Raw genomic sequence first — 24,568 nt, forward strand, 5'->3', positions numbered from 1 at the left:
GTGATGAACCCCCATGACACTGAAGAACTCCATGCCATCCGGGAAGGCGTGCGCGCACTGTGCACCGGGTTCGACGCCGCCTACTGGCGCGGCATCGATGAGCGCAAGGGCTTCCCGGAAGCTTTCGTCAAGGCCCTGACCGAGGCCGGCTGGCTGGCGGCGATGATCCCTGGCGAGTATGGCGGCTCTGGCCTGGGGCTGGCCGAAGCCTCGGTGATCCTCGAAGAAGTGAACCGCTGCGGCGGCAACTCCGGCACCGTGCATGGGCAGATGTACAACATGTTCACCCTGCTGCGGCATGGCAGCGAAGCGCAAAGGCGCTACTACCTGCCCAAGTTCGCCAGCGGCGAATTGCGCCTGCAATCGATGGGCGTCACCGAGCCCACCACCGGCACCGATACCACCAAGATCAAGACCACCGCCATTCGCCGCGGCGACAAGTATGTGATCAACGGGCAGAAGGTGTGGATCTCGCGCATTCAGCATTCCGACCTGATGATCCTGCTGGCCCGCACCACGCCACTGGCCCAGGTGCAGAAAAAATCCGAGGGCATGTCGATCTTCCTGGTGGACCTGCGCCAGGCCATCGGCAATGGCCTGACCGTGCAGCCCATTGCCAACATGGTCAACCACGAGACCAACGAGCTGTTCTTCGACAACCTGGAGCTGCCCGCCGACAGCTTGATCGGCGAGGAGGGCAAGGGCTTCAAGTACATCCTCGACGGCCTCAACGCCGAGCGCACACTGATCGCCGCCGAATGCATCGGTGATGGCCGCTGGTTCATCGAGAAGGCCAGCGCCTATGCCCGCGACCGGGAGGTGTTCGGCCGGCCCATCGGCCAGAACCAGGGCGTGCAGTTCCCGATTGCCGAGGCCCATATCGAGATCGAGGCTGCCGACCTGATGCGTTGGCGCGCCTGCGAGGAATACGACAGCGGCCGCAACGCCGGGGCCAGCGCCAACATGGCCAAGTACCTGGCGGCCAAGGCTTCCTGGGAAGCGGCCAATGCCTGCCTGCAGACCCACGGCGGCTTCGGCTTTGCCTGCGAGTACGACGTCGAGCGCAAATTCCGCGAGACCCGGCTGTACCAAGTGGCGCCGATCTCCACCAACCTGATCCTGTCCTACGTCGCCGAGCATTTGCTGGAACTGCCCCGCAGCTTCTAAGGAGCCCCCATGAGCCATACCCACGATCTGGCCGGGTTCCTCGCCGGCCTGCGCTACGCCGAGCTGCCGGAAAACGTCCTGCTGCGTACCCAAGAGCTGTTCCTGGACTGGCTGGGCTCGGCCCTTGCCGCCCAGGGCGCGCACCCGATCCCCTTGTTCGAGGCCTATGCCCGGCACATGGGCCCGGCCAGTGGCCCTGCGCGCATCCTGGTCAATGGGGCCGGCAGCTCGGCGTATTTCGCCGCCCTGGTCAATGCCGCCTCGTCACACCTGGTGGAGCAGGACGACCTGCACAATAGCTCCGTGCTGCACCCGGCCACCGTGGTGTTCCCGGCGGCGCTGGCGGCGGCCCAGGACCTGGGCAAGTCCGGCCGCGAGCTGCTGCTGGCAGCGGTGGCCGGTTATGAGGCGGGAATCCGCATCGGCGAATTCATGGGTCGTTCTCACTACCGGATCTTCCACACCACGGCCACCGTCGGCACCCTGGCCGCTGCGGTGGCGGTGGGCAAGCTGATGGAATTCGACAGTGAGCAGTTCATCAACCTTCTGGGCAGCGCCGGGACCCAGGCCGCCGGGCTCTGGGAATTCTTGCGTGACGCCGCCGATTCCAAGCAACTGCACACTGCCAAGGCCGCCGCCGATGGCCTGCTGGCCGCCTACCTGACCCGGGACGGCCTGAGCGGCGCGCGCAATATCCTCGAAGGCGAGCAGGGCATGGCCGCCGGTATGTCCCGGAATGCCGAGCCGGCACTGCTGAGTGCCCGCCTGGGCAGCCGCTGGGCGCTGCTGGAAACCTCGTTCAAGTTCCACGCCTCGTGCCGCCACACCCATCCCGCCGCCGATGCCTTGCTTGAGGTGATGCAGCGTGAAGGCCTGGAACATCGGCAGATTGCCCGGGTAGTGACCCGGGTACACCAGGGCGCCATCGATGTGCTGGGCCGGGTCCAGGTGCCGCAGACCGTGCACCAGGCCAAGTTTTCAATGGGCACCGTGCTCGGCCTGATCGCGGTGTACGGCAAGGCCGGGCTGCCGGAGTTCCAGCGCCATGCGCTAAGCGACCCCCGGGTCGCGGCGTTTCGCGACAAGGTCGGCATGCAGCTGGACCCTGAAGTCGATGCTGGCTATCCAACGCGTTGGCTGGGCCGGATCGAGGTGCAGTGCGTGGATGGCCGCATCCTGCAAGGTGCCATCGACGAGCCCAAGGGCGATCCGGGCAATGGCCTGTCCCGGGCCGAGCTGGAAGACAAGTTCCAGCGCCTGCTGCAGTTCTCCGGCGCCCGCACCCCGGAGCAAGGCGATGCCTTGATCCGCCGGGTCTGGGCCCTGCGGGACGCTGCCGACCTCAACTCACTGCTCTGAATGCCCGACATCGAACAGGGCGAGGACCGAACATGACCGACAACACAGCACCGCCACGACCCTTGGACGGCATCACCGTGGTCAGCCTGGAACACGCTATTGCCGCGCCGTTCTGCACCCGCCAGCTGGCGGACCTGGGAGCCCGGGTGATCAAGGTCGAGCGCCCCGGCAGCGGCGATTTCGCCCGGGGCTACGATCAGCGGGTCAAGGGCCTGGCCTCGCACTTCGTGTGGACCAACCGCTCCAAGGAAAGCCTGAGCCTGGATCTCAAGCAGCCCGCAGCCGAGAGCGTGCTGGAGAGCCTGCTGGCTGGGGCCGACGTGCTGGTGCAGAACCTGGCTCCAGGGGCGGCGGCACGCATGGGGCTGTCCTTCGAGGCGCTGCATGAGCGGTTTCCACGGCTGATAGTCTGCGATATTTCCGGCTACGGCGAAGGCGGCCCTTATGAGCGGAAAAAGGCCTATGACCTGCTGATCCAGAGCGAAGGCGGCTTTGTATCGGTGACCGGCGGCCCCGAACCAGAGCAGATGGCCAAGGCCGGTTGCTCGATCGCCGACATTGCCGCCGGCATGTACGCCTACAGCGGCATTCTTTCGGCCCTGCTGCTGCGTGGGCGCACCGGCCTGGGCAGCCGCATCGACATCAGCATGTTGGAAAGCCTGGTGGAGTGGATGGGCTACCCCCTGTACTACGCCTTCGAAGGTGCCGAACCGCCACCCCGGGCCGGCGCGGCCCATTCCACCATCTATCCCTACGGGCCGTTTCCCGCCGGTGACGGCGGCACGGTGATGCTAGGCCTGCAGAACGAACGAGAGTGGGCGGCCTTCTGCGACAAGGTGCTGGCGCTGCCCGAACTGGCCACGGACGAGCGCTTTGGCGCCAACTTCAAGCGTTCGGCCAACCGCGAGGCGCTGCGCCAGATCATCGTCGAGCGCTTTGCCCGGCTCAGCGTCGCCCAGGTGATCGAACGGCTGGAGCAGGCGCAGATCGCCAACGCCCGGGTCAACGACATGCAGAGCGTATGGCAGCACCCGCAGCTGGCGGCCCGGGATGCCTGGCGCCAGGTGGACAGCCCGGCGGGCCGCCTGCCGGCGTTGTTGCCACCAGCGCGCAACAGTGCCTATGCCCCGCGCATGGACGCAGTCCCGGCGCTGGGCCAGCACAGCGTAGCGATACTCGCCGAGCTGGGCCTGAGCCTGCAAAGCATCGAGCAATTGCAGACCCGCGGAGTCATCTGAACCCCACCTGCGCGTAGGAGCTGGCGTGTGAGATCGCCTGTGCTGGCAAGCCGGCTCCTGCAGAGGGCAGGGCAACACCAGGCTCTTATCGCAGGAGCTGGGCAGTAAGCCTGGCCGCCACTGGTCTTCCAATAACAAGGATCCGAACATGTCCAACCCCATTGTCCGCTCCGCGCTGTTCGTCCCCGGCAGCCGCCCCGAGCGTTTCGCCAAGGCCTTGGCCTGTGGCGCCGATGCGGTGATCGTCGATTTCGAGGACGCGGTTGAGGAACCCCTCAAGGTGCAGGCGCGAGAGCACCTGGGGCGTTTCCTGCTGGCGCAGCCCCAGGTCCGGGCGTGGGTACGAATCAACGCCCCCGAGCACCCCCAGCACCTGGCCGATCTGGCGTTCTGCCAGGCTCATGCCGGGGTGGTGGGCATTCTCCTGCCGAAAGTCGAGTGCGCCGCCCAGGTGGCGCGAGTAGCGACCAGCGGCCGTCTGGTCTGGCCGATCATCGAAAGTGCCCGGGGCTTGTTGGCCCTGGGCGAGATCGCCAGCGCACCCGGGGTCCATCGCCTGTCGTTCGGCGGCCTGGACCTGGCCCTGGATCTCAACCTCAGCAGCGGCTCGGCGGCTGCCCAGTTCGCCCTTGACCAAGCGCGGTTGGCGCTGATCCTGCACTCTCGGGCGGCGGGGCTGCAGGCGCCGCTGGACGGGGTGTTTCCCGGCATCGCCGACAGCCAGGGCCTGGCCGCCTCGGTCCGTCACGCCTACGCCATGGGCTTTGCCGGTGCGCTGTGCATCCACCCGGTCCAGGTGCCGGTGATCCATCAAGCCCTGGCGCCCAGCGCCGAGGAATTGGCCTGGGCCCAACGGGTGGTGGAGGGCGGGCGCGAGGGTGTCGGGGCCTACCAGGTGGATGGGCAGATGGTCGATGCCCCGGTGCTGCTGCGGGCCCAGCGCTTGCTGGCGATGGCCTGACCCTGTGCCAGGGCCGGCGTGCAGGTAGAACGGCCGCGGTCTCAGCATGCACATCCCAGCCCCGCCCCCTGCGGTAGCGTCCGATGAGCAGCCTGGAGCGGACCATCGCGATTGGCCCATGCCGGGCAAGTCGACAAGGGGGGCGCGCCCTACATCCTGCACCTCTTGCGTGTATGGATCGACACTCCAGGAGATGGCGCATGGGCGGACGGCGGGGCAGCCTACGACAGCCGCTGCCCTCCTGCCAGCCATGGGCCTTGTTGTGTCAGCTGCTGTAGCTGGGCAGGGCTATCTCGCCGCCGACCGGCAGCTTGCGCCCACGGGTCCGCCAGTGCTCCACCAGCGCCCGGCCATGGGCCATGCCGGCTTGCAGGGCGGCGTCGGTACTGGCGTAGTCGTTGCCATAGGGCGGGCAGGCGAAGTGCAGGGAAAAGCACGGATGCTGGCCCTGGCCGGCCAGGCGCCCGACATAGCTGTAGCTGGAGCCGGTCTGGTGCGGGTCGAGGCTTGGCGAACTGGGCTCGCGAATGACCATCACATAGATGTCATGCTCGAACTGGGTGTCTTGGTACCAACTGCTTGAAGAATCCATGGTCCACCTCCTTGTCCGTGTCGCATCGCTGGCTGGCGCCGACAGGTTGTGCTTGTACGTTATTGTTCGATACCCGACGCCTCAGGGGCGTCGGCCAGGCCGTGGGGATGTGCGAAGGGCGCCATGGGCTGGAGTTTTTCCAGGGCCCTGGCCGCTCGCAGCACCAGGTCGTCGCGTCCGAAGCGCGCGGCGATCTGCAAGCCGATGGGCAGGCCGGCGGCGCTCAGGCCGCAAGGCATGCTCAGTGCCGGCTGGCGGCTGTAGTTGAATGGGAACGTGGTCGGCTGCCACATGCTGCTGGCCTGTTGTGGCCAGTCGGGCGGGCTCGACAATTCCACGGCGAACGGCTCGACCACCGCGGTCGGGGTCAGTAGCAGGTCGTAGTCGCTGAGAAAGGCATGCAGGACCTGGGCTACCTGGTGTCGTTCCTGCACGGCATTGGCATAGTCCAGGGCATTGAGCTGGCGGGCTCGCACCTGGGCCTGCTGGAGAAAGTCGCCCATCAGGTGCTGTTGCTCAGCGGGGATCTCCAGGTCCACGGTGCTGGCCGCTTCCACGGGCCAGGAGCGCACGAAACCGGGGGCCGGGTTGCCGAGGTCCGGCGAGGCCAGCACCAGGGTCGCGCCGGCAGCCTCCAGGCGTCGGGCCGCAGCCAGGCAACTGGCGGCGATCTGCGGGTCGACATGGGCGGCATAACCCAGGTCGGCGCTGAAGGCGATGCGCAAGCCCTGGACACCCTCTTCGATCCGTTCCAGGAAGCCCAGGGGGGCATGGGGCCAGGCAAAGGGCTCGCTGGGTTCATAGGCGCTCATGTACTCCAGCAGCAAGGCGATGTCGCGCACATGGCGGGCGATCGGACCCTCGGCGGTCAAGCCGCCTGGATCGATGGCCGGGCTGGTCGAAACCAGGCCGTGGCTGGGCTTGAAGCCGATCACCCCGCAGAAGCTCGCCGGGGTGCGGATCGAGCCGGCCGCGTCGTTGGCCGTGGCGGCCGGGGCATAACCGGCCGCCACCCCGGCGGTACTGCCACCGCTGCTGCCGGCGGCATGCAGGGCGAGGTTCCACGGATTGCGGGTGACCCCGGTCAGAGGACTGTCGGTCAGCGGCGTACAAGCCAGTTCCGGCAAGGTGGTCTTGGCGATGAAGATCGCCCCGGCTTCGCGCAACCGTGCCACCAGGGCGCAGTCGTGCTCCAGGGGCGGGCGGCTGGCCAGGGCCCTGGAGCCGTTGCGGGTGTGCCAGCCCTGGATGTCGTGGTTGTCCTTGACCAGCACCGCGATGCCGTCCAGGCGGCCCATGGGTTGCCCGGCTGCCCAGCGCTCGGCACTGGCCTGGGCGGCCTGCAACGCCGCCGCGTCCTGGCGTTCGCACAGGGCGTTGAGCCGTGGCTCATGCTGCTCGATGCGGGCCAAGAGGTCGCGCAGCAGGTCTACCGGGGTGAACCGCAAGGTGGCGAAACCGTGCAGCAAGGCCTCGATCGACAGCTGGTGCAGGGGTGGATGGCTGGGTGTGGCTGACGACATGGACAACTCTTTTTTCCAGGGCGCCGGATGCGCAGGGCAAGTCGGCGGCGAAAGCTTGCGGGCCGGTTCCCTACCAGGCCGCAAGGCTTTCGGGGTAAGTGGTTCAGCGTCCGCTGGTGACCTTGATCCAGGTCCGGGTGCGGGTGCGTTCGGCCTTGGCCGGCAGCGGCGCCAGGGGGAACAGGCGGGTCATGGTCTCGGCGCTGGGGAACAGGTCCGGGTTGTCCAGCAGCGACTGCTGGATGAACGGCTTGGAGTCCGTGATGCCGTTGGGGTAGCCGACGAAGTTGCTGATGGAGGCGATGACCTTGGGTTCCATCAGGTAGTTGAGGAAGACATGGGCGGTGTCCACGTGCTTGGCGCCGCTGGGGATGGCCACTGTATCGATCCAGGCCAGGGTGCCTTCCTTGGGAATGCGCATCTCGATATGCACGCCGTTCTTGGCTTCGTTGGCGCGGTTGGCGGCCTGCAGGAAACCACCGGAATAGCCCACCGCCACGCAGATGTTGCCGTTGGCGATATCGCCCATCCACTTGGCGCTGTGGAAATAGCGCACATAGGGACGCAGCTTCAGCAGCAGGGCCTCGGCCTTGCGGTAGTCCGCAGGGTTCTGGCTGTTGGGGTCAAGGCCCAGGTAGTGCAGGGCCAGGGGCAGCATCTCGGTAGGCGAGTCGAGGAAGGTCACGCCGCACTGGCCGAGCTTCTTCAGGTTCTCCTCCTTGAACACCAGGTCCCAGCTGTTGACCGGTGCATCGTCGCCCAGCAACTGGCGGACCTTGTCGCGGTCATAACCGATCAGGTTGGTGCCCCACATGTAGGGGATCACGTAGCGGTTGCCCGGGTCGCTCTGTTCCAGCAGCTTCATCACCGCCGGGTCGAGGTTCTTCCAGTTCGGTAACTGGGCGCGGTCCAGGGGTTGGAAGGCTCCGGCACTGATCTGCTTGCTGACGAAGCCACTGGAGGGCACCACCACGTCGTAGCCGCTATTGCCGGTGAGCAGCTTGGCCTCGAGCACTTCGTTGCTCTCGAAGATGTCGTACTTGACCTTGATCCCGCTGCTGGCCTGGAAATCCTTGATGGTGTCGGGGGCGATGTATTCCGACCAGTTGAAGATGTTTACTGTGCGCTCGGCGGCGGCCGTGGCACCGGAAGAACAGGTCAGGCCCAGGGCCAGGGCCAGGCTGGTGAACGCGGTATGCAGCGATTTCATGCGACAGCTCCATGTCTTGAAGAAAGCGAAACCTTCCGGGCGTCATTTTTCGCCGGAAGTGTCCCACAGAGAATGTTGGCAACGGTCAATAGGGGATATTTGACGTCATTCTTGCGAATTGTCTGACAACGGACCCAGCTGGCCGGCCAGTTGCCGGAAACGCCCCGGAGCGACGCCGCTCCAGCGTTGGAAGGCATGGCGGAAGCTGGCGGTTTCCTTGAAACCCAGGGCCTCGGCGATGCGGTAGATGGGCAGGCTGTGCTGTTCAAGCAACTGGCGGGCCCGGGCGTAGCGCAGCTCGTCGAGCAATTGCTGGTAGCTGGTGTGCTGGGCCCGCAGGCGCCGGCGCAGGGTGCTGGGGGAGCAGTGCACCTGGCGCGCCAGGCTGTCGAAGTCCGGCACGGCGTGCAGCTGTTCGTTGAGGATGCGCCGCACCTGGTCGATCCAGGTGGGGCGGGCGCTGAGTTCCTCGTTCAGGCGGATGCAGCGCTGCAGCATGTCGTTCTGGGTCACCAGGTCCGCCAGGGGCAGGCGCCGGTCCAGCCACTCCGGGTCGAAACCGATGGCGTTGCGCCCGGCATTGAATTGCACGGGGCAATCGAAGGCTTGCTCGTAGCTGTCCAGGTAGGGCTGCGGCCCATGCTTGAGGTGCACTTCGCGCAGTGGCAGCGAACAGCCCAGCAGGTCCTGGCAGGTGACCCGGTAGGACGACATGCAGAAATCGGTGTTGAACACTTCCAGCTCGCTCTCGCTGTACTGGTCGGCAGTGAGCCAGGCCAGGCCATCGCGCAGTTCCAGGTCGAGGTGGAAGAAGGTGCCCAGCAGCAACGGGTAGCGCAGCGCCAGGGACCAACCCTCGCGCAGGGTGGCGCTGGTCAGCAGGGTCAGGCCGAACATGCCATAGGCGCAGACGTGCAGGTTGCGTCCCAGCACCAGCCCTAGGTCCTGGCGAAAGGCCACGGCATTGCGGAATACGCGCATTTCCTGGCTGATGTTGATCAGGCTGTTGGGCAGTTCCAGGTCCGCCAGCTGGATGCCGCTACCTTCCAGCAACACCTGGGCCGGGACACCGCTGTCGCGAAAGGCGTCCAGTACTGCTTGGGTGGTGTGCAGGGTGGTCAGGCGAAGGGCGGCCATCGACGATCTCGAAGCAGGAATCGGAAAGGCGTGACTTTAGGGGTTACGCGCCCGCGGTTCAATTGCTCCTTGCAGGCGTTGGCGGGGGCAGCGCAGGGCTCGGGAGCCTTTCGCCGGCAAGCCGGCTTCTCCATGGGGAGGGGCGTTCGGCGGGGATGAACGCGGGTATCAAAAATTCGAAATTCTCTATACGCCATGCCTTGGGCACTCTTCCCTCAATCACAACAATAAAAAGGTGAAGTCCATGTCCAAGCTCTCAACAGCGCTGTTCTGTGCCGCCGCATTGCTCGCTGCCGGGTTGGCTCAGGCCGCCGAATCCACCGGCAACCCGATCATCATCAAGTTCGCCCACGTGGTGGCCGAGAACACCCCCAAGGGCCAGGGCGCGTTACTGTTCAAGAGGCTCGCCGAGGAGCGCCTGCCGGGGCGGGTCAAGGTTGAGGTCTACCCCAACTCTTCGCTGTTCGGCGATGGCAAGGAAATGGAGGCACTGCTGCTGGGGGATGTGCAGATGCTGGCGCCGTCGCTGGCCAAATTCGAGCAGTACACCAAAAAGATCCAGATCTACGACCTGCCGTTCCTGTTCGACGACCTGGCGGCGGTGGACCGCTTCCAGGCCGCCGAGGGCAAGCAGTTGCTGACCTCGATGCAGGGCAAGGGCATTCTCGGCCTGGCCTACTGGCACAACGGTCTGAAGCAGCTATCGGCCAACAAGCCCCTCCACGAACCCAAGGACGCCCGTGGCCTGAAGTTCCGCGTGCAGGCCTCCAGCGTACTCGAAGAGCAATCCAAGGCGATGCGCGCCAACCCGCGCAAGATGAGTTTCGCCGAGGTCTACCAGGGCCTGCAGACCGGCACCGTCAACGGCACCGAGAACACCTGGTCGAACTATGAAAGCCAGAAGGTCAATGAGGTGCAGAAGTACTTCACCGCGTCCAACCACGGCCTGATCGACTATATGGTGATCACCAACGCGAGCTTCTGGAGCGGCCTGCCGGCAGACGTGCGCGGCGAGCTGGAAAAGATCATGGCCGAGGTCTCGGTGCAGGTGAACAAACAGGCCGAAGCCCTGAACCAGAGCGCGAGGCAGAAGATCGTCGAGGCCAAGACCAGCGAAATCATCGAACTGACCCCCGAGCAGCGCCAGGCCTGGCGCGACACCATGCGCCCGGTGTGGAACAAGTTCGAGGACGAGATCGGCGCCGACCTGATCGAGGCCGCCGACGCCGCCAACCAGCGCCACTGATACACCCTCCCGGCCGTCCGAGGCGGACGGCCACTGCCTGTTCGCGAGGTATCTCTATGCAGTCCCTGAGACGTATCTGGGAGCACCTGGAGGAGGGCCTGATTGCCCTGCTGCTGGCGACCATGACCCTGGTGACCTTCGTCTACGTGATGCTCAACAACATCTACACCCTGTTCTTCGCCCTGGCCGACACATCGGCCGCCAGCAGCGCTTTCTTCAACGCTCTGGGCGACGCCACCATGGGCCTGGCCCAGGACATGACCTGGGGCGTGGCCCTGACCAAGGCGATGTTCGGCTGGTTGATCTTCTTCGGCATCTCCTATGGCGTGCGCACCGCCGGGCACCTGGGGGTGGATGCTCTGGTACGCCTGACCCCGCTCCCGGTGCAGCGTCACCTGGCGCTGCTTGCCTGCTTCTGCTGCCTGGTGTACGCCGGGCTGTTCATGGTCGCCAGCTTCAAGTGGCTGAGCGCGATCATGACCGTCCATATCGGCGCCGAAGACCTGGACCGCTTCGGCATCCAGATCAGCCATATCGTGGTGATAGTGCCCATCGGCTTCGCCCTGGTGCTGATCCGTTACCTGGAAATCTTCTACCGCATCTTCACCCGACGGCAGTTCGGCCTGGGGCTGGCCGACGAGGCGGGCGAGGCCAGCAAGCTGGCGGGCAGCCATGAGGAGCGTCACTGATGGCCGTGCTCTGTCTGTTTCTGCTGCTGTTCGTGTTCATGTTCCTCGGCGTGCCCATCGCCATCGCCCTGGGCCTGTCGGGGGCGGTGTCGATCCTGATGTTCAGCCCGGACTCCCTGAGCTCCCTGGCGATCAAGCTGTTCGAGACCTCCGACGCCTACACCTTCCTGGCGATTCCGTTCTTCCTCTTGTCCGGGGCCTTCATGACCACCGGTGGCGTGGCCCAGCGCCTGATCGACTTCGCCAACGCCTGTGTCGGGCACATCCGTGGCGGCCTGGCGATTGCCGCGGTACTGGCCTGCATGCTGTTCGCCGCGCTGTCAGGCTCGTCGCCAGCCACCGTGGCGGCGGTCGGCTCGATTGCCGTGGCGGGCATGGTGCGCTCCGGCTATCCCAAGGAATTCGGCGCCGGGATCATCTGCAACGCCGGGACCCTGGGCATCCTGATTCCGCCGTCGATCGTCATGGTGGTGTACGCGGCGGCCACCGAGACTTCGGTGGGCAAGCTGTTCATGGCCGGCGTAGTGCCCGGGTTGCTGCTGGGCCTGCTGCTGATGGTGGCGATCTACATCGTGGCCCGGGTGAAAAAGCTGCCGGCCCAGCCACGGGCCACCTTTTGCGAGTGGCTGAGCTACGCACGCCGGGCGTTCTGGGGGCTGCTGTTGCTGGTGATCATCCTTGGCGGTATCTACAGCGGCATGTTCACCCCCACTGAAGCGGCGGCGGTGGCGGCGGTGTACTCGGCCTTCGTCGCCCTGTTCGTGTACCGCGACATGAAGCTGCGCGACTGCCCCAAGGTGCTGCTGGAGTCGGGCCGGCTGTCGATCATGCTGATGTTCATCATCGCCAACGCCATGCTCTTCGCCCATGTGCTGACCACTGAACAGATCCCCCAGGAAATCACCGCCTGGGTGATTTCCGAAGGCCTGACGCCGATCGGTTTCCTGCTGATGGTCAACGTGGTGTTGCTGGTGGCGGGCAGCTTCATGGAGCCCTCGGCGATCGTGCTGATCCTGGCGCCGATCTTCTTCCCGATTGCCATGAAGCTGGGAATCGACCCGATTCACCTGGGCATCGTCATGGTGGTCAACATGGAGATCGGTCTGGTGCACCCGCCGGTGGGCCTGAACCTGTTCGTGACCTCGGCGGTGACTGGCCTGACCCTGGGCCAGACCATCCGCGCGGCCCTGCCGTGGCTGATGATCCTGCTGCTGTTCCTGATCCTGGTGACCTACGTCCCGCTGATCTCCCTGGCCTTGCCCAACGGGTTGGGCATGTAGCGCTCCCATCGCTGGCAAGCCAGCTCCTGTAGATGGATAGCGCAGTGGCCTGCCGGGTTCGGTGCAACGACCCATGCCCATGGGCCGGTCAGGTCGCCGGTACTCGCCACAAGTACCAGGCGGCGGTGGTGCGCCAGGGGCTCCAGGCCTGGCCCAGCTCACGCATCTGGCGCGGGCTGGGCTGGCGCTCCAGGCCCTTGAGGCGCCGGTAGCCCTCGCGTACGCCGAAGTCGTCCACCGGCAGTACGTCCTGGCGCTCCAGGCTGTAGATCAACAGCATCTCCACGGTCCAGCGACCGATCCCGGGCAGTGGCGTCAGCCGTTCGACCAGCTGTTGGTCGTCCAGCTCCCGTGCGGCGTCCGCCGACGGCACCAGGCCGTCCAGGGTGGCCTGGGCGATACCCTGCAGGGCGGCCGCCTTGCGCGCGGAAAAACCGCAGCCGCGCAGCTGTTCGACGCTGCTGGCGCAGAGCTGCCCGGGGCTGGGAAAGTCCTGGCCGGGAAACAGCGCCCGCAGCCGGGCGAGGATCGCGTCGCCGGCCTTGGCATGCAATTGCTGGTAGGCCACCGCGCGCACCAGCGCCTGGTAGGGTTCGCGCTCCGGCCGGGGCTGGTGCAGGCAGGGGCCGATGGCGGCGATATGCCGGGCCCAATCGGCATCCAGGGCGGCGAGGAAGGTGCTGGCGAAATCGGGACTGGCGGGCATCGGTAATCCGGGGCAAGGGGCGGGACGCCTGGCAGGTTAGCCGCTGGCGGCGGTCCTGGCACCCGGTCCCTTGCGCTGGAATTCGTGGCTCAAGGCGGGTCCGGGGGCAGGTACAGGCGCTCCAGCACATAGTGCAGGGACGCCGCCAGGGTCTGGCCATGGCCGAGCGTCTCGAAGGTGTGGACGTCCAGGGCCAGGCCGGGAACCGGCGCCAGTTGCTCGCGTAACTGCCGGGCCCGCAGGTCGGCCCCCGGGGCTGGGTACGAAGCCGGAGCCTGGCGTGGGTCCCCCGGCTCGGCATCACCGCGCATCAGCAGCAGCTGTGCCCGATGCCCCTGCATGCGCTCAGCCAGGCCCCGGGCCTGGTCGAGGATCAGCCCGTCGCCCCACCACAATGAGGGGCTGGCGGCGGCGTAGTGACGAAACTCCCCGGGACGCTGGAACAATGCCTGCAGCACCAGCAGGCCACCATAGGAGTGCCCCCACAAGGTCTGCTGCTGCGGGTCGATCGCTACCCGGGCGGCCACCGCTGGGCGCAGGCGCTCGCGCAACAGTTCGAGGAACGCTTCGCCGCCACCGCTGGGTTGGCCGGTCAAGGGGTCTTGCTGTACTTCGCGGCCAGGCTGGCGCGGGGTGTAGTCGTAGGTCCTGGCGGTGCGCTCGATGCGTAGCGGGGTCTGGTAGCCCACCGCCACCAGCAACGGCGCCTGGCCCTGGTCCAGCTGCTTGAGCTGTTGCGGGTCGAGGGCGCCGATGGCGGCGTTGCCATCGAGCATCCACAGCACCGGATAGCCGTGCTCGGGGGCGGCCTTGAGCGGCTGGCCGATCCATACCTGGTAGTGGCGCTGGCCGTCGGTGGAATCCAGTTGCAGGCTGCTGAAGCGATAGGGCAGGTCCTGGCGTTGCAGCAAGCTGCTGTCCATCCGCTGCTCGGGAGCCGGTTGGGCCGTCGCCAGGCCACTGGCGGCGGCCAGCGCCCAGCCCAGGGCCAGGCGCAAGGTCGTGGTTCTCATCAGGCTTTCTCGTTATGGGCTTAGAACGAAGCGCTCAGGCTGGTGTACAGGGTGCGCCCCGGTTCGTTGTAGGTGGCGGCGCCGGCCCCGGCGATATCCACCACGCCCTGGGCATTGCCTTCGCGGTACAGGCGCTTGTCGAACAGGTTGTCGACCCCGGCGGTCAGGCTCAGGTGGCGAGTCAGGGCGTAGGTGCCGCTGATGCCGGCGATGGCGTAGGGGGCCAGTTGCTGGGTGGCGCTGCCGGTGACCCGGTCGCCGTGGTAGTCGAATTTCTTCGGCGTCTGCTTGCCGTACCAGGCCACGTTCATCTGCAGCGACAGGTCCTGGGTGGCTTGCCAGTCGAGCATCGAGTTGAGGGTGAAGCGCGGGGTCACCGAGAGGTAGTCGCCGGTTTCCTTGTTCTTCGATTGCAGCATGTAGGTGAAGTTGTTGTTCCAGGTCAGCTGGCTGGCCAGGGGCACGGTCAGGGTGCCTTCCAGGCCTTCGACCACGGCCTTGGGCACGTTTTCCCACTCATACACCGCGGCGTTCTTGTATTGCGCCGAACTGCCACCGCTGGCCCGGCCGGTGGGCGCCAGGCCCGACTCGACCTTGTTCTTGTAGTCGTTGCGGAAGTAGGTCAGGCCGGCCACCCAGCCGTCGGCCTTGTACTCCAGGCCCAGTTCCTTGTTAACGCTGGTTTCTGCCTCCAGCTTGTCGTTGCCCCGCAGGTAGCAGCTGGTGGTCTGGCCATAGCAGCCCTGGCCACGGCTGTAGAGCAGGTAGTCGGGGTTGAGCTGGTACAGGTTCGGCGCCTTGTAGGCCCGGGCGATCCCGGCCTTGAGGGTCAGGCTGTCGCTCAGGGCATGGGACAGGTTCAGCGACGGGCTCCAGTTGTCGCCGACGATGCTGTGGTGATCGAAGCGCAAGCCGGGGGTGAGCATGGTGCCGGGCGCCAGCTCGATGTTGTCCTCGGCGAACAGCGAGAAGATCTGCGCGCCGATCTGGCTGCTGCGGTTGTTCGAGGCCAGGCCGGCGATGGCGCCGGCCTCCTTGGTGTCCTGGGTGTTGGAGCTGGGGTCGTCGAGCTTTTGCTGCGACCACTCGCTGCCCAGGGTCAGGGTCTGCTCGAAGCCTGCGTGCAGTGGCAGGTTGAGCTCGCCATGGGCGGTCAGGTCGCGCAGCACCGAGGTGTAGAAGTTGGCGTCGCTGAAGATGCCTTCGGTACCGCCGGCCAGGCCTTCGTTGATCCGTGTATTGCGGGTCTTCTCGTATTGCAGGTAGGCCATGGAACTGCCGAAGTCCCACTCGCCGCGGTGGGTCAGCGAGTACGTCTCGCGGTAGGTGCGGTTGGTCTCGTGGCCCAGGAGGCTCTTCACGTTCTTGTTGCTGTTGGTGTTCTGGGTGTCGCCGGTATAGATGTTGCCCTGGCGGCTGAAGCCCGCTTCGAAGTCCAGGCTCTGGTCCGGGGTCAGCTGCCAGCTCAAGAGGCCGTTGAGGTCCTTATTGCGCACGCCTTCGCGGCCGGCGGGCAGGGTGCCGGCCTGCTTGCCGGTGCGCAGCGACTCATGGCCGGCGTTGATGTCGGCGTCGTCGGAGTCGGTGCGGGCGACGTTGCCGTAGACCCGGTAGCTGAGTGTGTCGGTCAGGGGGCCGTTGAGGCCGAAGCTCATGCGCTGGGTCGCGCCTTCGTCCTTGTGGGCGGGGAACGAGCTGTAGAGCGTGGCATTGCCGTGGGTCTGGCTGCCGGCCTGCTTGGTGATGATGTTGATCACCCCGCCGGCAGCGCCGTTGCCGTAGCGGGCGGCGGCCGGGCCACGGATCACCTCGATGCGCTCCACCTGGTCGGCCGGTACCCAGTTAGTGTCGCCCCGGGTATCGCGCTCGCCGCGCCAGCCATAGCGCACCGAGTTGCGGCTGCCCACCGGCTTGCCGTCCACCAGGATCAGGGTGTTCTCCGGGCCCATGCCACGGATGTCGATCTGCCGGTTGTTGCCGCGCTGGCCGCTGGTGGAGTTACCGGTGAGGTTGACCCCGGGCATGGTGCGGATGATCTGCGACAGGTCGTTGGCCGGCGGGCGCTTCTGGATGTCCTCGGCGGTGATCGCCGACGCCCCCGGGGCTTGCTTGGTTTCTTCCTTGGCGGTGGCGACGATGCTCTGGGGCTGGAGTTCCAGGACCGGCTGCGGCGCCTCGGCATTGGCCGCCTGGACGGCATGGCTGAGCAGGCAGCAGCTGGACAGCAGGAAGGGCGCGAAAGGACGCATCGAACGCATGGACATCGGTGATCTCCGGGACGGAAGCTGGAACAGGAAGATCACGAATGATAATGACTGCTATTTGCGAGTAAAGCGCATTAACTTTCTAAACACTTCGGCGGCGACGGGGCGGTCCACGGGCCGGCAGCGCTTGCCTTCAGGCCGCCGGCAACAGCAAGTGCATGCACAATCCCGGGTGGCCGTTGCTGGCCCAGATTCGCCCCTGGTGCAGCTCCACGGCGCGCTGGGCGATAGCCAGGCCCAGGCCGAAACCCTGGCCCTGGGCCGAGCCCAGGCGCTGGTAGGGCTGGAAGATCCGCTGCAGGTCCTGTTCGGCGACCCCCGGGCCCTGATCCTCCAGGCACAGGTGCCAGTGGCTGCCCTCGCGCCAGCCGCGCAGGCTGACCCGGCCGCCCGCGGGGGAATGACGGATGGCGTTGCGCAACAGGTTCTCCAGGGCCTGGGCAATGCTGTCCAGGTGCACCTGGACCCGGCAATCGGCGTCCAGCAGGCAGGGCAGGCGCTCGAGGTTCCAGCCGCTCTCGAAGCAGGCGTCTTCGCGCAGGGCCTCCCAGATCGACAGCACCTGCACCGGCTCGGTGGACAGTTGCGGGCGTTCGGTGTCGAGCCAGGCCAGGTCCAGGGTGTCTTCCAGCAGGCGCTGCATGTCGAGGATCTCGCGGTCCAGGCGCTGGCGCAGTTGCTCCGGCGGTAGCCGGCTGTCATGGGCGATGCGCAGGCGGGCCAGGGGCGTGCGCAGCTCATGGGACAAGGTCCGCAGCAGCAGGCGTTGCTGGGCCAGGCTCTGGCGCAGGCGCTCGGCCATGTGCTCGAAGGCCAGGGCCAGCTCGCCGAGTTCGTCGCTGCGCCGGGCCAGGGGCGTACCCAGCCCCGTGCTCTCCAGGTCGTCGGCGCGCAGGGCATCGGCGCGGTCGCGCAGGCGGTTCAACGGCAGCACCAGATGACGGTAGAGCAACAAGCCGAGCAGGGCGGCCAGCAAGGTCGGCACCACCCCGTGGCTGAGCACGTGGGTCCAGGGCGTGAGGCCGCTGGGCAGCAGGCGTTCGGGCAGCTGCAGCACCAGCCGGCCCTGTTCGGGATGTTCCGGGAACTGGATGCTGACGTAGGGCAGTTCATCCTGCAGGCGCCGGCTCATGGGCCAGTCCAGCTTGCGCATGAAGGTCAGGTGGCTGGCCTCCTCGGCGCTCAAAGGCGTACTGCCGAGGCTTTGCAGGCGCTCGCCGATCACCGCGACCCAGGTGTGTTCCCGGGCGGCCAGCTGGCGCTGGAAGGTGTCGACCCCGGCCGCGCCGTCCTGGCGCCAGGCGCGTTCGGCCTGCTGAGCGTAGCCGGCCAGGTACTGGCGGTCGGCCGGGTCAAGAAAGTAAGTGCTGCGTTCGGCCGACAGGCCCCAGGTCCAGATGATCCAGGTCAGCAGCAGGCAGAAGCCGATCTGCAACAGCGCCAGCTTCCACAACAGTGGGTGGCGGCGCATCAGCAGCGGTCCGCTTGTACCAGGATGTAGCCGGCACCGCGCACGGCCTGGATCTGCAAGTGCTGTACGCCAATTTCGGCCAGCTTGCGCCGCAGGTTGCAGACGTGCACGTCCAGGCCGCGATCCAGGCGGGTGTAGATGCGGTGCAGCACCTGCTGGTAGAGGAAGGGTTTGCTCAGGGTCTGCCCGGGATGCTCGCGCAGGGTCACCAGCAGGCGGTATTCGGAGCCGGTGAGGCCGGCGGCGCGGCCTTGGCTGAGCACGTCCTGGGCCTGGTCGTCGAAGGCGAGCAAAGGGTCCTGGCGTTGGCTGGGGGGCGGCTGGACCCGGGCCATGCGCCGCAGCAGCGCATCGACCCGGGCATCCAGCTCGGCCAGGCTGAAGGGCTTGGGCAGGTAGTCGTCGGCGCCCCGGGTGAACCCGGTGATGCGGTCCTGCTCGGCGCCCAGGGCCGACATCAGCATCACCGGGACGTCTTGTTCGTGGCGCAGGGTATCGAGCAGGGCCAGGCCATCGAGGCCGGGCAGCATGATGTCCAGCAGCACCAGGTCGAAGCGTCCGGCGCGCAGTGTCGCCAGTCCTTCGCGGCCATCGATGCAGGCGCTGACGGCGAAGCCGCGCTGGCGGAAATGTCGGTCCAGGTCCTGGCGCAGCCGGGCGTCGTCTTCCACGAGAAGCAGATTGGGGGTCATGGGTGGGGTACTTTGCACAAGCGGCTGGGGGAGAGGGTTTAAATGAGAATGTTTAACATCCGCGAATAGTGCAGCAATGCCCCTGGCGATGCAATTGCCATGGTGGCCAGGGTTGATCGAGGTCAGGTAAACAAAAAGTTGAAAATTCAACACTGCGTTGATATTTTCGCCGAAGATTTTTCCCGGAGTGTCCATGAGCCAGCCTTCTTCCGCCGTCCTGGCCGAGCGCCAGTTGGTCCTGCAGGTGCTGCGCAGTACCTTGCAGATGCTGGCCGGTGTGGTAGGGCCCCATGTGGAGATCGTCCTGCACGATCTTGACCAGCCCGAGCGCTCGATCATCGCCATCGCCAACGGCCATGTCACCGGGCGCCGGGTCGGTGGCCCGGTGCTGGGCGGACCGCGCCAGGACCTGGGCTTCGCCGCGGTGTTGCGGGCCTTGCACGACCGCTCCGGCAGTACCCCGCTGGTGCTGGAGAACTACCCGACCCTGGCGCCCGATGGCCGTGAGCTGCGCAGCTCTACCGTGGTCTTTCGCGACAGCGGCGGGCAGCCGTTCGCCAGCCTGTGCAGCAACAGCGACCTGAGCGGGATCGCCGCGGCCCATGCCTGCCTGGGCCGGATGCTGGGCCTGGGCGGCGCGCCCGAGCCACGGGGCGATGAGCCCCAGGACATGGAACAACTGCTGGCCCAGATCATCCAGGCGGCTTGCCCGGAACCCGGGGCGCGGTTGACCAAGCAGCACAAGCTCGAAGCCGTGCGCCAGATGCAGGAGCGCGGCCTGTTCATCGTCAAGGGCGGGATCGAGAAGGCCGCCGCGGCCCTCGGCGTGACTCGCTACACCATCTACAACTACCTGGACCAGATCCGCGCCCAAGGCGCTGAGGAATGACCGCGATGCAGATCGATATCTTTCAAGTGGATGCCTTTACCTCCAGTGTCTTCGGCGGCAACCCGGCGGCGGTCTGCCCGCTGCAGGCCTGGCTGCCGGACGCGGTGCTGCAACGCATCGCCGAGGAGAACAACCTGTCCGAAACCGCCTACTTCGTGCCCAAGGACGAGGGATTCGAGCTGCGCTGGTTCACCCCCACGGTAGAGGTCGACCTGTGCGGCCATGCCACCCTGGCCGCGGCCTGGGTACTGTTCGAGCAATTGGGCGAGCAGCGCGACGTGCTGCGCTTTTTCACCCGCAGTGGCGAGTTGCGGGTCAGCCGCGAGGGTGGCTTGCTGTCCATGGACTTCCCGGCCAAGCAGCCCGAAGCGGTGGCGATCCCTGCGGCCCTGCTGCAAGCCCTGGGCTTGAACCGGGCCGAGGCGCTGTATCGCACCGACGACTACCTGCTGGTGGTGGACGACGAGCGCCTGCTGGATGAGCTCAAGCCGGACTTCGTGGCCCTGGCCCAGTTCGGCGTGCGGGGCATCGCGGTGACCGCGCCGTCCCGGGAGTTCGATTTCGTTTCCCGCTGGTTCGGTCCCAGCGTCGGGGTCAACGAAGACCCGGTCACCGGTTCCGCCCACACCTCGCTGGCCCCTTATTGGGCCGCGCGCCTGGGCAAGAGCCAGCTGCGGGCGCAGCAGGGTGGGGCACGCAAGGGCCAATTGCACTGCCAGGTGCTGGACAACGGGCGGGTGATCATCAGCGGCCATGGCGCCCTGTACCTGCGTGGCAGCATTTTCCTCTGAGGCGGTTTCCGGGAGCCTGGGCTCCCGGGATTATTTGTGTCGGCAGCTGGCGAGGTTTAGAGTCGCGATTTTTTCGCCTGACCCGGAAGCTTCTGACAATGGATTTGATCCGCGCCTTCTCCCGCCATTCACCCAAGCCCCTGGCACTCGTGTTGAGCCTGTGGGCCGGTAGTTCGCTGGCGGCCAGCCTGAGCGACAGCCTGATGCAATGCCAGTCGGCGTTCTTCAAGGACCTGTACCAGCAGCGCGCCGAACTCGGCCGGGTCGTGGCCCTCAAGCACGACGACCAGCAAGGCATCGCCTGGATTCCGGTGCCCGACCGGCACGACAATGCGACCTCCACCGCCACCTTCTCCCGCCCGCTGCAAGACAAGGGCCTGAAGCTGACCGGCTACTACGACAGCGTGTTTGACCTGGGCAGCGAGGGCATCTACTACTTCTGGGGCCTGGAGATCGATGCCAGCCGGGAAGCGGTGATGGCCGCCATGCCCCAGGCCGGCTGGCAGGAGGCGGGCGAGTACTTCATCTCCCGGCCGCAGATCAAGCCCAGCGCCCAGGCGCCCTGGCAGGACAACCCGGCGGCGGTTTCCGAGATCGCCCCGGCCCCGGGTTCCGCGGAGAAGATCCTCATGCTCAGCGTGGAGGGCGGCAAGACCCGCATGCTCTGTTCGTTGCAAGGCAGCGTCGATGCCACGTTGTTGCGCCAGGAGCGGCCAGACATGACCCAGGGAGCAGCCCGATGAAGCGCCTGTGGTGGCTGGGTGGCCTGTTCCTGCTGGCGGGGTGCGCCCATGACCAGGCCCGCGATGTTGGCGGGGCACGTCCCGAGGCCATGTTCAAAGTGCTGGACACTCCGGAGTCGGCGACTTACTTCGCGGCCAACTCCCTGGCCCTGTACCAGAACAACCCGCATCTGCGGCAGTTCTACCTGATCAACAACTACAGCAAGCCCACCGATCCGGGCGATTCCAAACCCCTGATCCATAGCTCGCGGGTGGTGCGGATCATCAACTGCGAGCGCGATGAGTCGGCGCAACTGGGCCGGGTGTATTTCTCCGAACCCTTCGCTCAGGGCGTGGAGGTCATGCGCAAGGAGGCCCACGCGCAATGGGCGGCGTTTCCCCGGCAGTCGGTGATCGGCGAGCTGCGCAACATGGCCTGTGGCATCGATGCGGCACGCTTGGGTGCGCCGCCGTTCAAGGGCCCGCAGGGCGATTGAGGGCAGGCCGATGGCAGCAGGACCGATACGCGAGAACAACCGCAAGATCACGCTCAGCGCAGACCAGGCGCTGCAAGCCCTGGCGCAGCTGGAGTTCATCGTGCTGTCGCTGCACCGCATGGGCAGCCACTACGCGGACAAGCCCGTGGCGGACTACCAGCGCGCGACCACCGACTTCATCGATAACGAGCGTGTCACCGGGCGTTTGGCGCAGGTGCGCAGGATCCTCACCGAGCCCTTCGACCTGACCCTGGGCGAGGATGACATGGACGACATCGAACGGTATCTGCAGGGCGTGCAGCCCTGGCGCCCGGACTAGGGCCGAGCCCCACCGACTTTTTCTCAGGATCAGGACATGTCCAGGATCAGCATCGCCTTGATGGCGCCCAGCACCGACCTGGCGCTGGTGAAATTCCTCCACCAGCGCCTGGGCCTGTCGCTGCGCATCGCCCGCGAGCACTTGGGGCAGGGGCCCCAGGGCCTGTTCTACAGCGCCTGGCTGTTCCACAACGACCATGTACAGCGGGAACAGGAGCTGCGCGACATCCTGGCGTTCTTCGGCGCCGCCCAGGTGCCCTTGCGGGTGCTGGAGTGCAGCTCGGACCCGGACCAGGCCGGCCCCATCGGCCTGGACGACGAGCAGATCGACGAGCAACTGCTACTCAACTTGCTGGAGGCCAGCGAGGGCTGTTTCCAGTGATGCTGCCCAGGCATGCCCCCGCAAGCATGAGGGCTGCAAGCCTGGTTAGCGCTGGCTCGACCAGTACTGGTGCAACTGGCGGGCGGCGGGTTCGATGCTCGCCACCTGCTGCTGGTGCCGGGCGATATCCAAGTCCGCCGGCAGCTCGAAGTGGTCCTGCTCGGCGCAGTCGATGATGGTCTGCAGCAAGGCGGTCTGCGGCGCCGGCATCTGCGGCCAGTTGCCCACCGCGACCCCGCGCAGGTAGCCGAAGCACCATTCCTCGGCCAGCATCAACGATTGGCCCTGGTGCTCGGTGGCTTCCAGGCGCGCCTTGAAGCCTGCGGCGTCGCTGTCCAGTTGCACCGCCAGGCTGTTGATGTGGCGTACGCACAGGTCGATGAACTGCCGGCACTCCTGCGGGGTTTCCCAGGCCGGGTTCTCGCCGCCCCAGATCGCCGGGAACCATTGGGCGATATCGACCTGGGCCGGGCCCGACACCAGGGCGGTGAAGTAGCCGTCCAGCTCACAGGGGTTGAGTACCGAGTGGTCGTCGCCGTACTTGAGCAGGGTGTCTTCGAGCGTCTCGAAGTCGGCGGCGTTCAGGGGCGTGTTCTGCATGATGGGCATTCCAGGGAAAAACAGCGGCGATTCTCGAGCCTTGGCGTTGTGGCTGCAAGCACCGGGGCGTTTCAGGCGTCGCGCAGCAAGTCCTGGGAGTCGAGCAGGCGGTAGGCGATTTCCGGACGGTTCTCCATGGCCCGGCGGATCGCGGCGGGTATGTTCTGCCGGGTCTTGCGGCACAGCCCGGGATGCTCGGCCAGGACGATGGTGATGCCGCGCATGCTGCGCACTTCATTGTCGCTGGGGGTGATTTCCAGGCGGATTCCCAGTTGCTGGTACATCCGGCGCTGCATGTGCTCCAGGTCGGCCAGGTCCTTGAGGTTCTCCAGGCGCTGCACCAGGCGCTTTTCTTCCTGGCGCGTGAGATTGAGGATGCGCAGGTCGGCTCCGGGAGTGTCCAGCAACTGCTCGCGCTGGCAGACGCAGGCACCGGGCGGGCAGGGTTGGCGGATCGCAGGGCTTGGATTCATGGGGATCCATCATAGCGGCGGCGCGCGGGCTTTCGCAGCTAAATCTGCACCGGGCCGGCAACGGCCCGGCAGTCTTGGAAAGGGGGGAGGGAACCCTCGCACCGCAGGGCTGCGGTGAGAGGGAGGTGGAACACAAGGAAGGGGTGTGGGCAGGACTATAGCGACGCCGAAAACGGCCCGTCATTAGTACAGATGGACTAGTTAGAGGCCCGGTTCTGCCAATGGGCCCAGTGCCAGGGCCGCTGTGCCCCGGGAAACCCCGACAACCCCGCCGGCCTTGCCACGCTGGCGGGCCGGGCTTGATCGGGATCAAGGTCGCGGCGCATGGCACGTTCTAACGTGAAGCTCCTTTCCCCGGCACCGGGAGTTCCCATGGCCAAGCCCTTTCCCCTTTCCCCCAAGCATCCCGAGCGCATCTGCTGGGGCTGCGACCGTTACTGCGCCGCCAATGCCCTGTCTTGTGGCAACGGCTCGGATCGCACCATGCATCCTAGCGAAACGCTCGGTGAAGACTGGTACCTGCATGGCGACTGGGGTTTCGACATCCCGGCCAGTGCCGAGCCAGCCGCGCCGGAGCGCGATACCCACTGAATCGGGAAGGACCGGAGACGGCGCATCGAATATTTTTACCCGGATATATTGATCGGGTTTTTATTACCCGGATATTATTTGGCTTCATCTTCATGAGACCGTTGCCATGTCCGACATCCTCACCAAACCCGTCACCGCCTTCCAGGCCCAGCGCTTGCTGGCCCGTGGCCCGTTGCTGGAAGTCGCCCTGGCGGTGCGCGACGCGTCCCGGGACCCGGCTTGCGCCAGCCTGTTGGTATTCGACGATGCTACGGGGCGGGTCATCGACCTCGACCTGCGGGGCAGCGAGGCCGAACTGACGCAACGCCTGGCGCAGGCCCCCGCACCGGGTCGCGGGCGTTACCGGCAGGCCGCGCCCGCCGAGCCCGAGGTGGAGGCTGCGGCCGATTCGCCCCGTGGCCGTGGGCGGCCCAAGCTAGGGGTGATTGCCCGCGAGGTGACCTTGCTGCCACGCCAGTGGGACTGGCTGGCCAGCCAGCCCGGTGGTGCCTCGGCGGTGCTGCGGCGGCTGGTGGACGAGGCCCGGCGCAATCCCGATGCGGCGCAGCAACGACGCATGGCGCAAGAGGCGGCCTATCAGTTCATGCTGGCGCTGGCCGGGGATTTGCCCGGCTACGAAGAAGCCACCCGCGCCTTGTTCGCCGGTGATCTCGAGGGCCTGGGCCAGCAGTTGCAAGGTTGGCCCGAAGACATCCGCGAGCATGCCCTGCGCCTGGCCACTGGGGCCCAGTTCGCCGGGGCAGGGCAGTGAGGTCCC

26 protein-coding genes are annotated in these 24,568 nt (G+C 66.4%); 15 read left to right on the forward strand and 11 right to left on the reverse strand.

Annotated elements, in window-relative coordinates; translation table 11 throughout:
* Positions 1-3: 3 nt before the first annotated feature.
* From ACK6AU_RS08330 to ACK6AU_RS08345, 4 genes are all read left to right on the forward strand, one after another.
* Complete coding sequence (locus ACK6AU_RS08330; protein ID WP_185699291.1) at positions 4-1,167, forward strand: acyl-CoA dehydrogenase family protein; 1,164 nt, start codon at positions 4-6, stop codon at positions 1,165-1,167.
* Between the two features lie 9 nt (positions 1,168-1,176).
* Complete coding sequence (locus ACK6AU_RS08335) at positions 1,177-2,526, forward strand: MmgE/PrpD family protein (protein WP_185699290.1); 1,350 nt, start codon at positions 1,177-1,179, stop codon at positions 2,524-2,526.
* A 32-nt stretch (positions 2,527-2,558) separates the two neighbouring features.
* Positions 2,559-3,764: a CaiB/BaiF CoA-transferase family protein gene (locus tag ACK6AU_RS08340; RefSeq protein ID WP_185699289.1), complete on the forward strand. Its 1,206-nt coding sequence runs from the start codon at positions 2,559-2,561 to the stop codon at positions 3,762-3,764.
* A gap of 148 nt (positions 3,765-3,912) precedes the next feature.
* Positions 3,913-4,725: a CoA ester lyase gene (locus tag ACK6AU_RS08345; protein ID WP_185699288.1), complete on the forward strand. Its 813-nt coding sequence runs from the start codon at positions 3,913-3,915 to the stop codon at positions 4,723-4,725.
* A 265-nt stretch (positions 4,726-4,990) separates the two neighbouring features.
* On the opposite strand, the gene ACK6AU_RS08350 is transcribed toward ACK6AU_RS08345, so the two are convergent.
* The 4 genes from ACK6AU_RS08350 to ACK6AU_RS08365 all read right to left on the reverse strand — a co-directional run bounded on the left by ACK6AU_RS08350 (position 4,991) and on the right by ACK6AU_RS08365 (position 9,187).
* Positions 4,991-5,317, reverse strand: a complete 327-nt coding sequence (locus tag ACK6AU_RS08350) for a hypothetical protein (protein ID WP_185699287.1) — start codon at positions 5,315-5,317, stop codon at positions 4,991-4,993.
* A 59-nt stretch (positions 5,318-5,376) separates the two neighbouring features.
* Positions 5,377-6,840 carry an amidase gene (locus ACK6AU_RS08355; protein WP_409298751.1) on the reverse strand — a complete coding sequence of 488 codons (1,464 nt, stop codon included), beginning with the start codon at positions 6,838-6,840 and terminating at the stop codon, positions 5,377-5,379.
* Positions 6,841-6,943: 103 nt separating this feature from the next.
* On the reverse strand, positions 6,944-8,050 hold the full coding sequence (locus tag ACK6AU_RS08360) for a polyamine ABC transporter substrate-binding protein (protein WP_409298753.1): 1,107 nt from the start codon (positions 8,048-8,050) through the stop codon (positions 6,944-6,946).
* Positions 8,051-8,155: 105 nt separating this feature from the next.
* Positions 8,156-9,187: an AraC family transcriptional regulator gene (locus ACK6AU_RS08365; RefSeq protein WP_185699284.1), complete on the reverse strand. Its 1,032-nt coding sequence runs from the start codon at positions 9,185-9,187 to the stop codon at positions 8,156-8,158.
* A 244-nt stretch (positions 9,188-9,431) separates the two neighbouring features.
* On the opposite strand from ACK6AU_RS08365, the gene ACK6AU_RS08370 reads away from it, so the two are divergent.
* The 3 genes from ACK6AU_RS08370 to dctM are packed head-to-tail and all read left to right on the forward strand — an operon-like array spanning position 9,432 to position 12,402.
* Positions 9,432-10,433, forward strand: a complete 1,002-nt coding sequence (locus ACK6AU_RS08370; protein WP_409298755.1) for a TRAP transporter substrate-binding protein — start codon at positions 9,432-9,434, stop codon at positions 10,431-10,433.
* A 56-nt stretch (positions 10,434-10,489) separates the two neighbouring features.
* Positions 10,490-11,122 carry a TRAP transporter small permease gene (locus ACK6AU_RS08375; RefSeq protein ID WP_409298757.1) on the forward strand — a complete coding sequence of 211 codons (633 nt, stop codon included), beginning with the start codon at positions 10,490-10,492 and terminating at the stop codon, positions 11,120-11,122.
* Positions 11,122-12,402 (forward strand): C4-dicarboxylate TRAP transporter large permease protein DctM, encoded by a 1,281-nt coding sequence (dctM, locus tag ACK6AU_RS08380; RefSeq protein ID WP_409298759.1) that lies wholly within the window; start codon positions 11,122-11,124, stop codon positions 12,400-12,402. Before ACK6AU_RS08375 ends, dctM begins: the two co-directional genes overlap by 1 nt.
* Before the next feature lie 88 nt (positions 12,403-12,490).
* Here dctM and ACK6AU_RS08385 read toward each other — a convergent pair whose 3' ends face one another.
* The 5 genes from ACK6AU_RS08385 to ACK6AU_RS08405 form a co-directional block, all read right to left on the reverse strand.
* On the reverse strand, positions 12,491-13,108 hold the full coding sequence (locus ACK6AU_RS08385; protein WP_185699280.1) for a DNA-3-methyladenine glycosylase: 618 nt from the start codon (positions 13,106-13,108) through the stop codon (positions 12,491-12,493).
* An 89-nt stretch (positions 13,109-13,197) separates the two neighbouring features.
* Positions 13,198-14,121, reverse strand: a complete 924-nt coding sequence (locus ACK6AU_RS08390) for an alpha/beta hydrolase (RefSeq protein ID WP_409298761.1) — start codon at positions 14,119-14,121, stop codon at positions 13,198-13,200.
* A 20-nt stretch (positions 14,122-14,141) separates the two neighbouring features.
* Positions 14,142-16,379, reverse strand: coding sequence for a TonB-dependent siderophore receptor (locus ACK6AU_RS08395; RefSeq protein WP_409298818.1), 2,238 nt, complete (start codon positions 16,377-16,379; stop codon positions 14,142-14,144).
* A 139-nt stretch (positions 16,380-16,518) separates the two neighbouring features.
* A complete protein-coding gene (locus tag ACK6AU_RS08400) occupies positions 16,519-17,856 on the reverse strand; it encodes a histidine kinase sensor domain-containing protein (RefSeq protein ID WP_409298763.1) in 1,338 nt (445 codons plus the stop codon).
* Positions 17,856-18,548, reverse strand: a complete 693-nt coding sequence (locus tag ACK6AU_RS08405; RefSeq protein ID WP_409298765.1) for a response regulator transcription factor — start codon at positions 18,546-18,548, stop codon at positions 17,856-17,858. The genes ACK6AU_RS08400 and ACK6AU_RS08405 overlap by 1 nt, the downstream gene beginning before the upstream one ends.
* Positions 18,549-18,741: 193 nt before the next feature.
* On the opposite strand from ACK6AU_RS08405, the gene ACK6AU_RS08410 reads away from it, so the two are divergent.
* The 6 genes from ACK6AU_RS08410 (at position 18,742) to ACK6AU_RS08435 (ending at position 22,147) form a co-directional block, all read left to right on the forward strand.
* Positions 18,742-19,437 carry a transcriptional regulator gene (locus ACK6AU_RS08410; protein ID WP_409298767.1) on the forward strand — a complete coding sequence of 232 codons (696 nt, stop codon included), beginning with the start codon at positions 18,742-18,744 and terminating at the stop codon, positions 19,435-19,437.
* A gap of 5 nt (positions 19,438-19,442) precedes the next feature.
* On the forward strand, positions 19,443-20,228 hold the full coding sequence (locus ACK6AU_RS08415; protein ID WP_185699466.1) for a PhzF family phenazine biosynthesis protein: 786 nt from the start codon (positions 19,443-19,445) through the stop codon (positions 20,226-20,228).
* A gap of 98 nt (positions 20,229-20,326) precedes the next feature.
* On the forward strand, positions 20,327-20,971 hold the full coding sequence (locus ACK6AU_RS08420) for a hypothetical protein (protein ID WP_409298769.1): 645 nt from the start codon (positions 20,327-20,329) through the stop codon (positions 20,969-20,971).
* Positions 20,968-21,447 (forward strand): surface-adhesin E family protein, encoded by a 480-nt coding sequence (locus tag ACK6AU_RS08425; protein ID WP_409298771.1) that lies wholly within the window; start codon positions 20,968-20,970, stop codon positions 21,445-21,447. The genes ACK6AU_RS08420 and ACK6AU_RS08425 overlap by 4 nt, the downstream gene beginning before the upstream one ends.
* A gap of 10 nt (positions 21,448-21,457) precedes the next feature.
* Positions 21,458-21,766 carry a hypothetical protein gene (locus ACK6AU_RS08430; protein WP_221775244.1) on the forward strand — a complete coding sequence of 103 codons (309 nt, stop codon included), beginning with the start codon at positions 21,458-21,460 and terminating at the stop codon, positions 21,764-21,766.
* Between the two features lie 36 nt (positions 21,767-21,802).
* Positions 21,803-22,147 carry a hypothetical protein gene (locus ACK6AU_RS08435; RefSeq protein ID WP_409298774.1) on the forward strand — a complete coding sequence of 115 codons (345 nt, stop codon included), beginning with the start codon at positions 21,803-21,805 and terminating at the stop codon, positions 22,145-22,147.
* Between the two features lie 45 nt (positions 22,148-22,192).
* Here the strand turns inward: ACK6AU_RS08435 and ACK6AU_RS08440 are convergent, their stop codons facing one another.
* Together ACK6AU_RS08440 and ACK6AU_RS08445 are read right to left on the reverse strand one after the other, a co-directional pair.
* On the reverse strand, positions 22,193-22,747 hold the full coding sequence (locus tag ACK6AU_RS08440) for a UPF0149 family protein (protein ID WP_185699271.1): 555 nt from the start codon (positions 22,745-22,747) through the stop codon (positions 22,193-22,195).
* Between the two features lie 71 nt (positions 22,748-22,818).
* Positions 22,819-23,220 carry a hypothetical protein gene (locus tag ACK6AU_RS08445; protein ID WP_185699270.1) on the reverse strand — a complete coding sequence of 134 codons (402 nt, stop codon included), beginning with the start codon at positions 23,218-23,220 and terminating at the stop codon, positions 22,819-22,821.
* A gap of 372 nt (positions 23,221-23,592) precedes the next feature.
* Here ACK6AU_RS08445 and ACK6AU_RS08450 point away from each other — a divergent pair, with 372 nt between their 5' ends.
* The gene (locus ACK6AU_RS08450; RefSeq protein WP_185699464.1) at positions 23,593-23,811 is read left to right on the forward strand and encodes a DUF3079 domain-containing protein; all 219 of its coding nucleotides are present in this window, start codon (positions 23,593-23,595) and stop codon (positions 23,809-23,811) included.
* 106 nt (positions 23,812-23,917) lie between these two features.
* Positions 23,918-24,562 (forward strand): DUF2239 family protein, encoded by a 645-nt coding sequence (locus ACK6AU_RS08455; protein WP_409298777.1) that lies wholly within the window; start codon positions 23,918-23,920, stop codon positions 24,560-24,562.
* Positions 24,563-24,568: the final 6 nt, after the last annotated feature.

The organism is Pseudomonas sp. KCJK8993 (genome assembly GCF_046230915.1).
GTDB classification, from domain to species: domain Bacteria; phylum Pseudomonadota; class Gammaproteobacteria; order Pseudomonadales; family Pseudomonadaceae; genus Aquipseudomonas; species Aquipseudomonas piscis.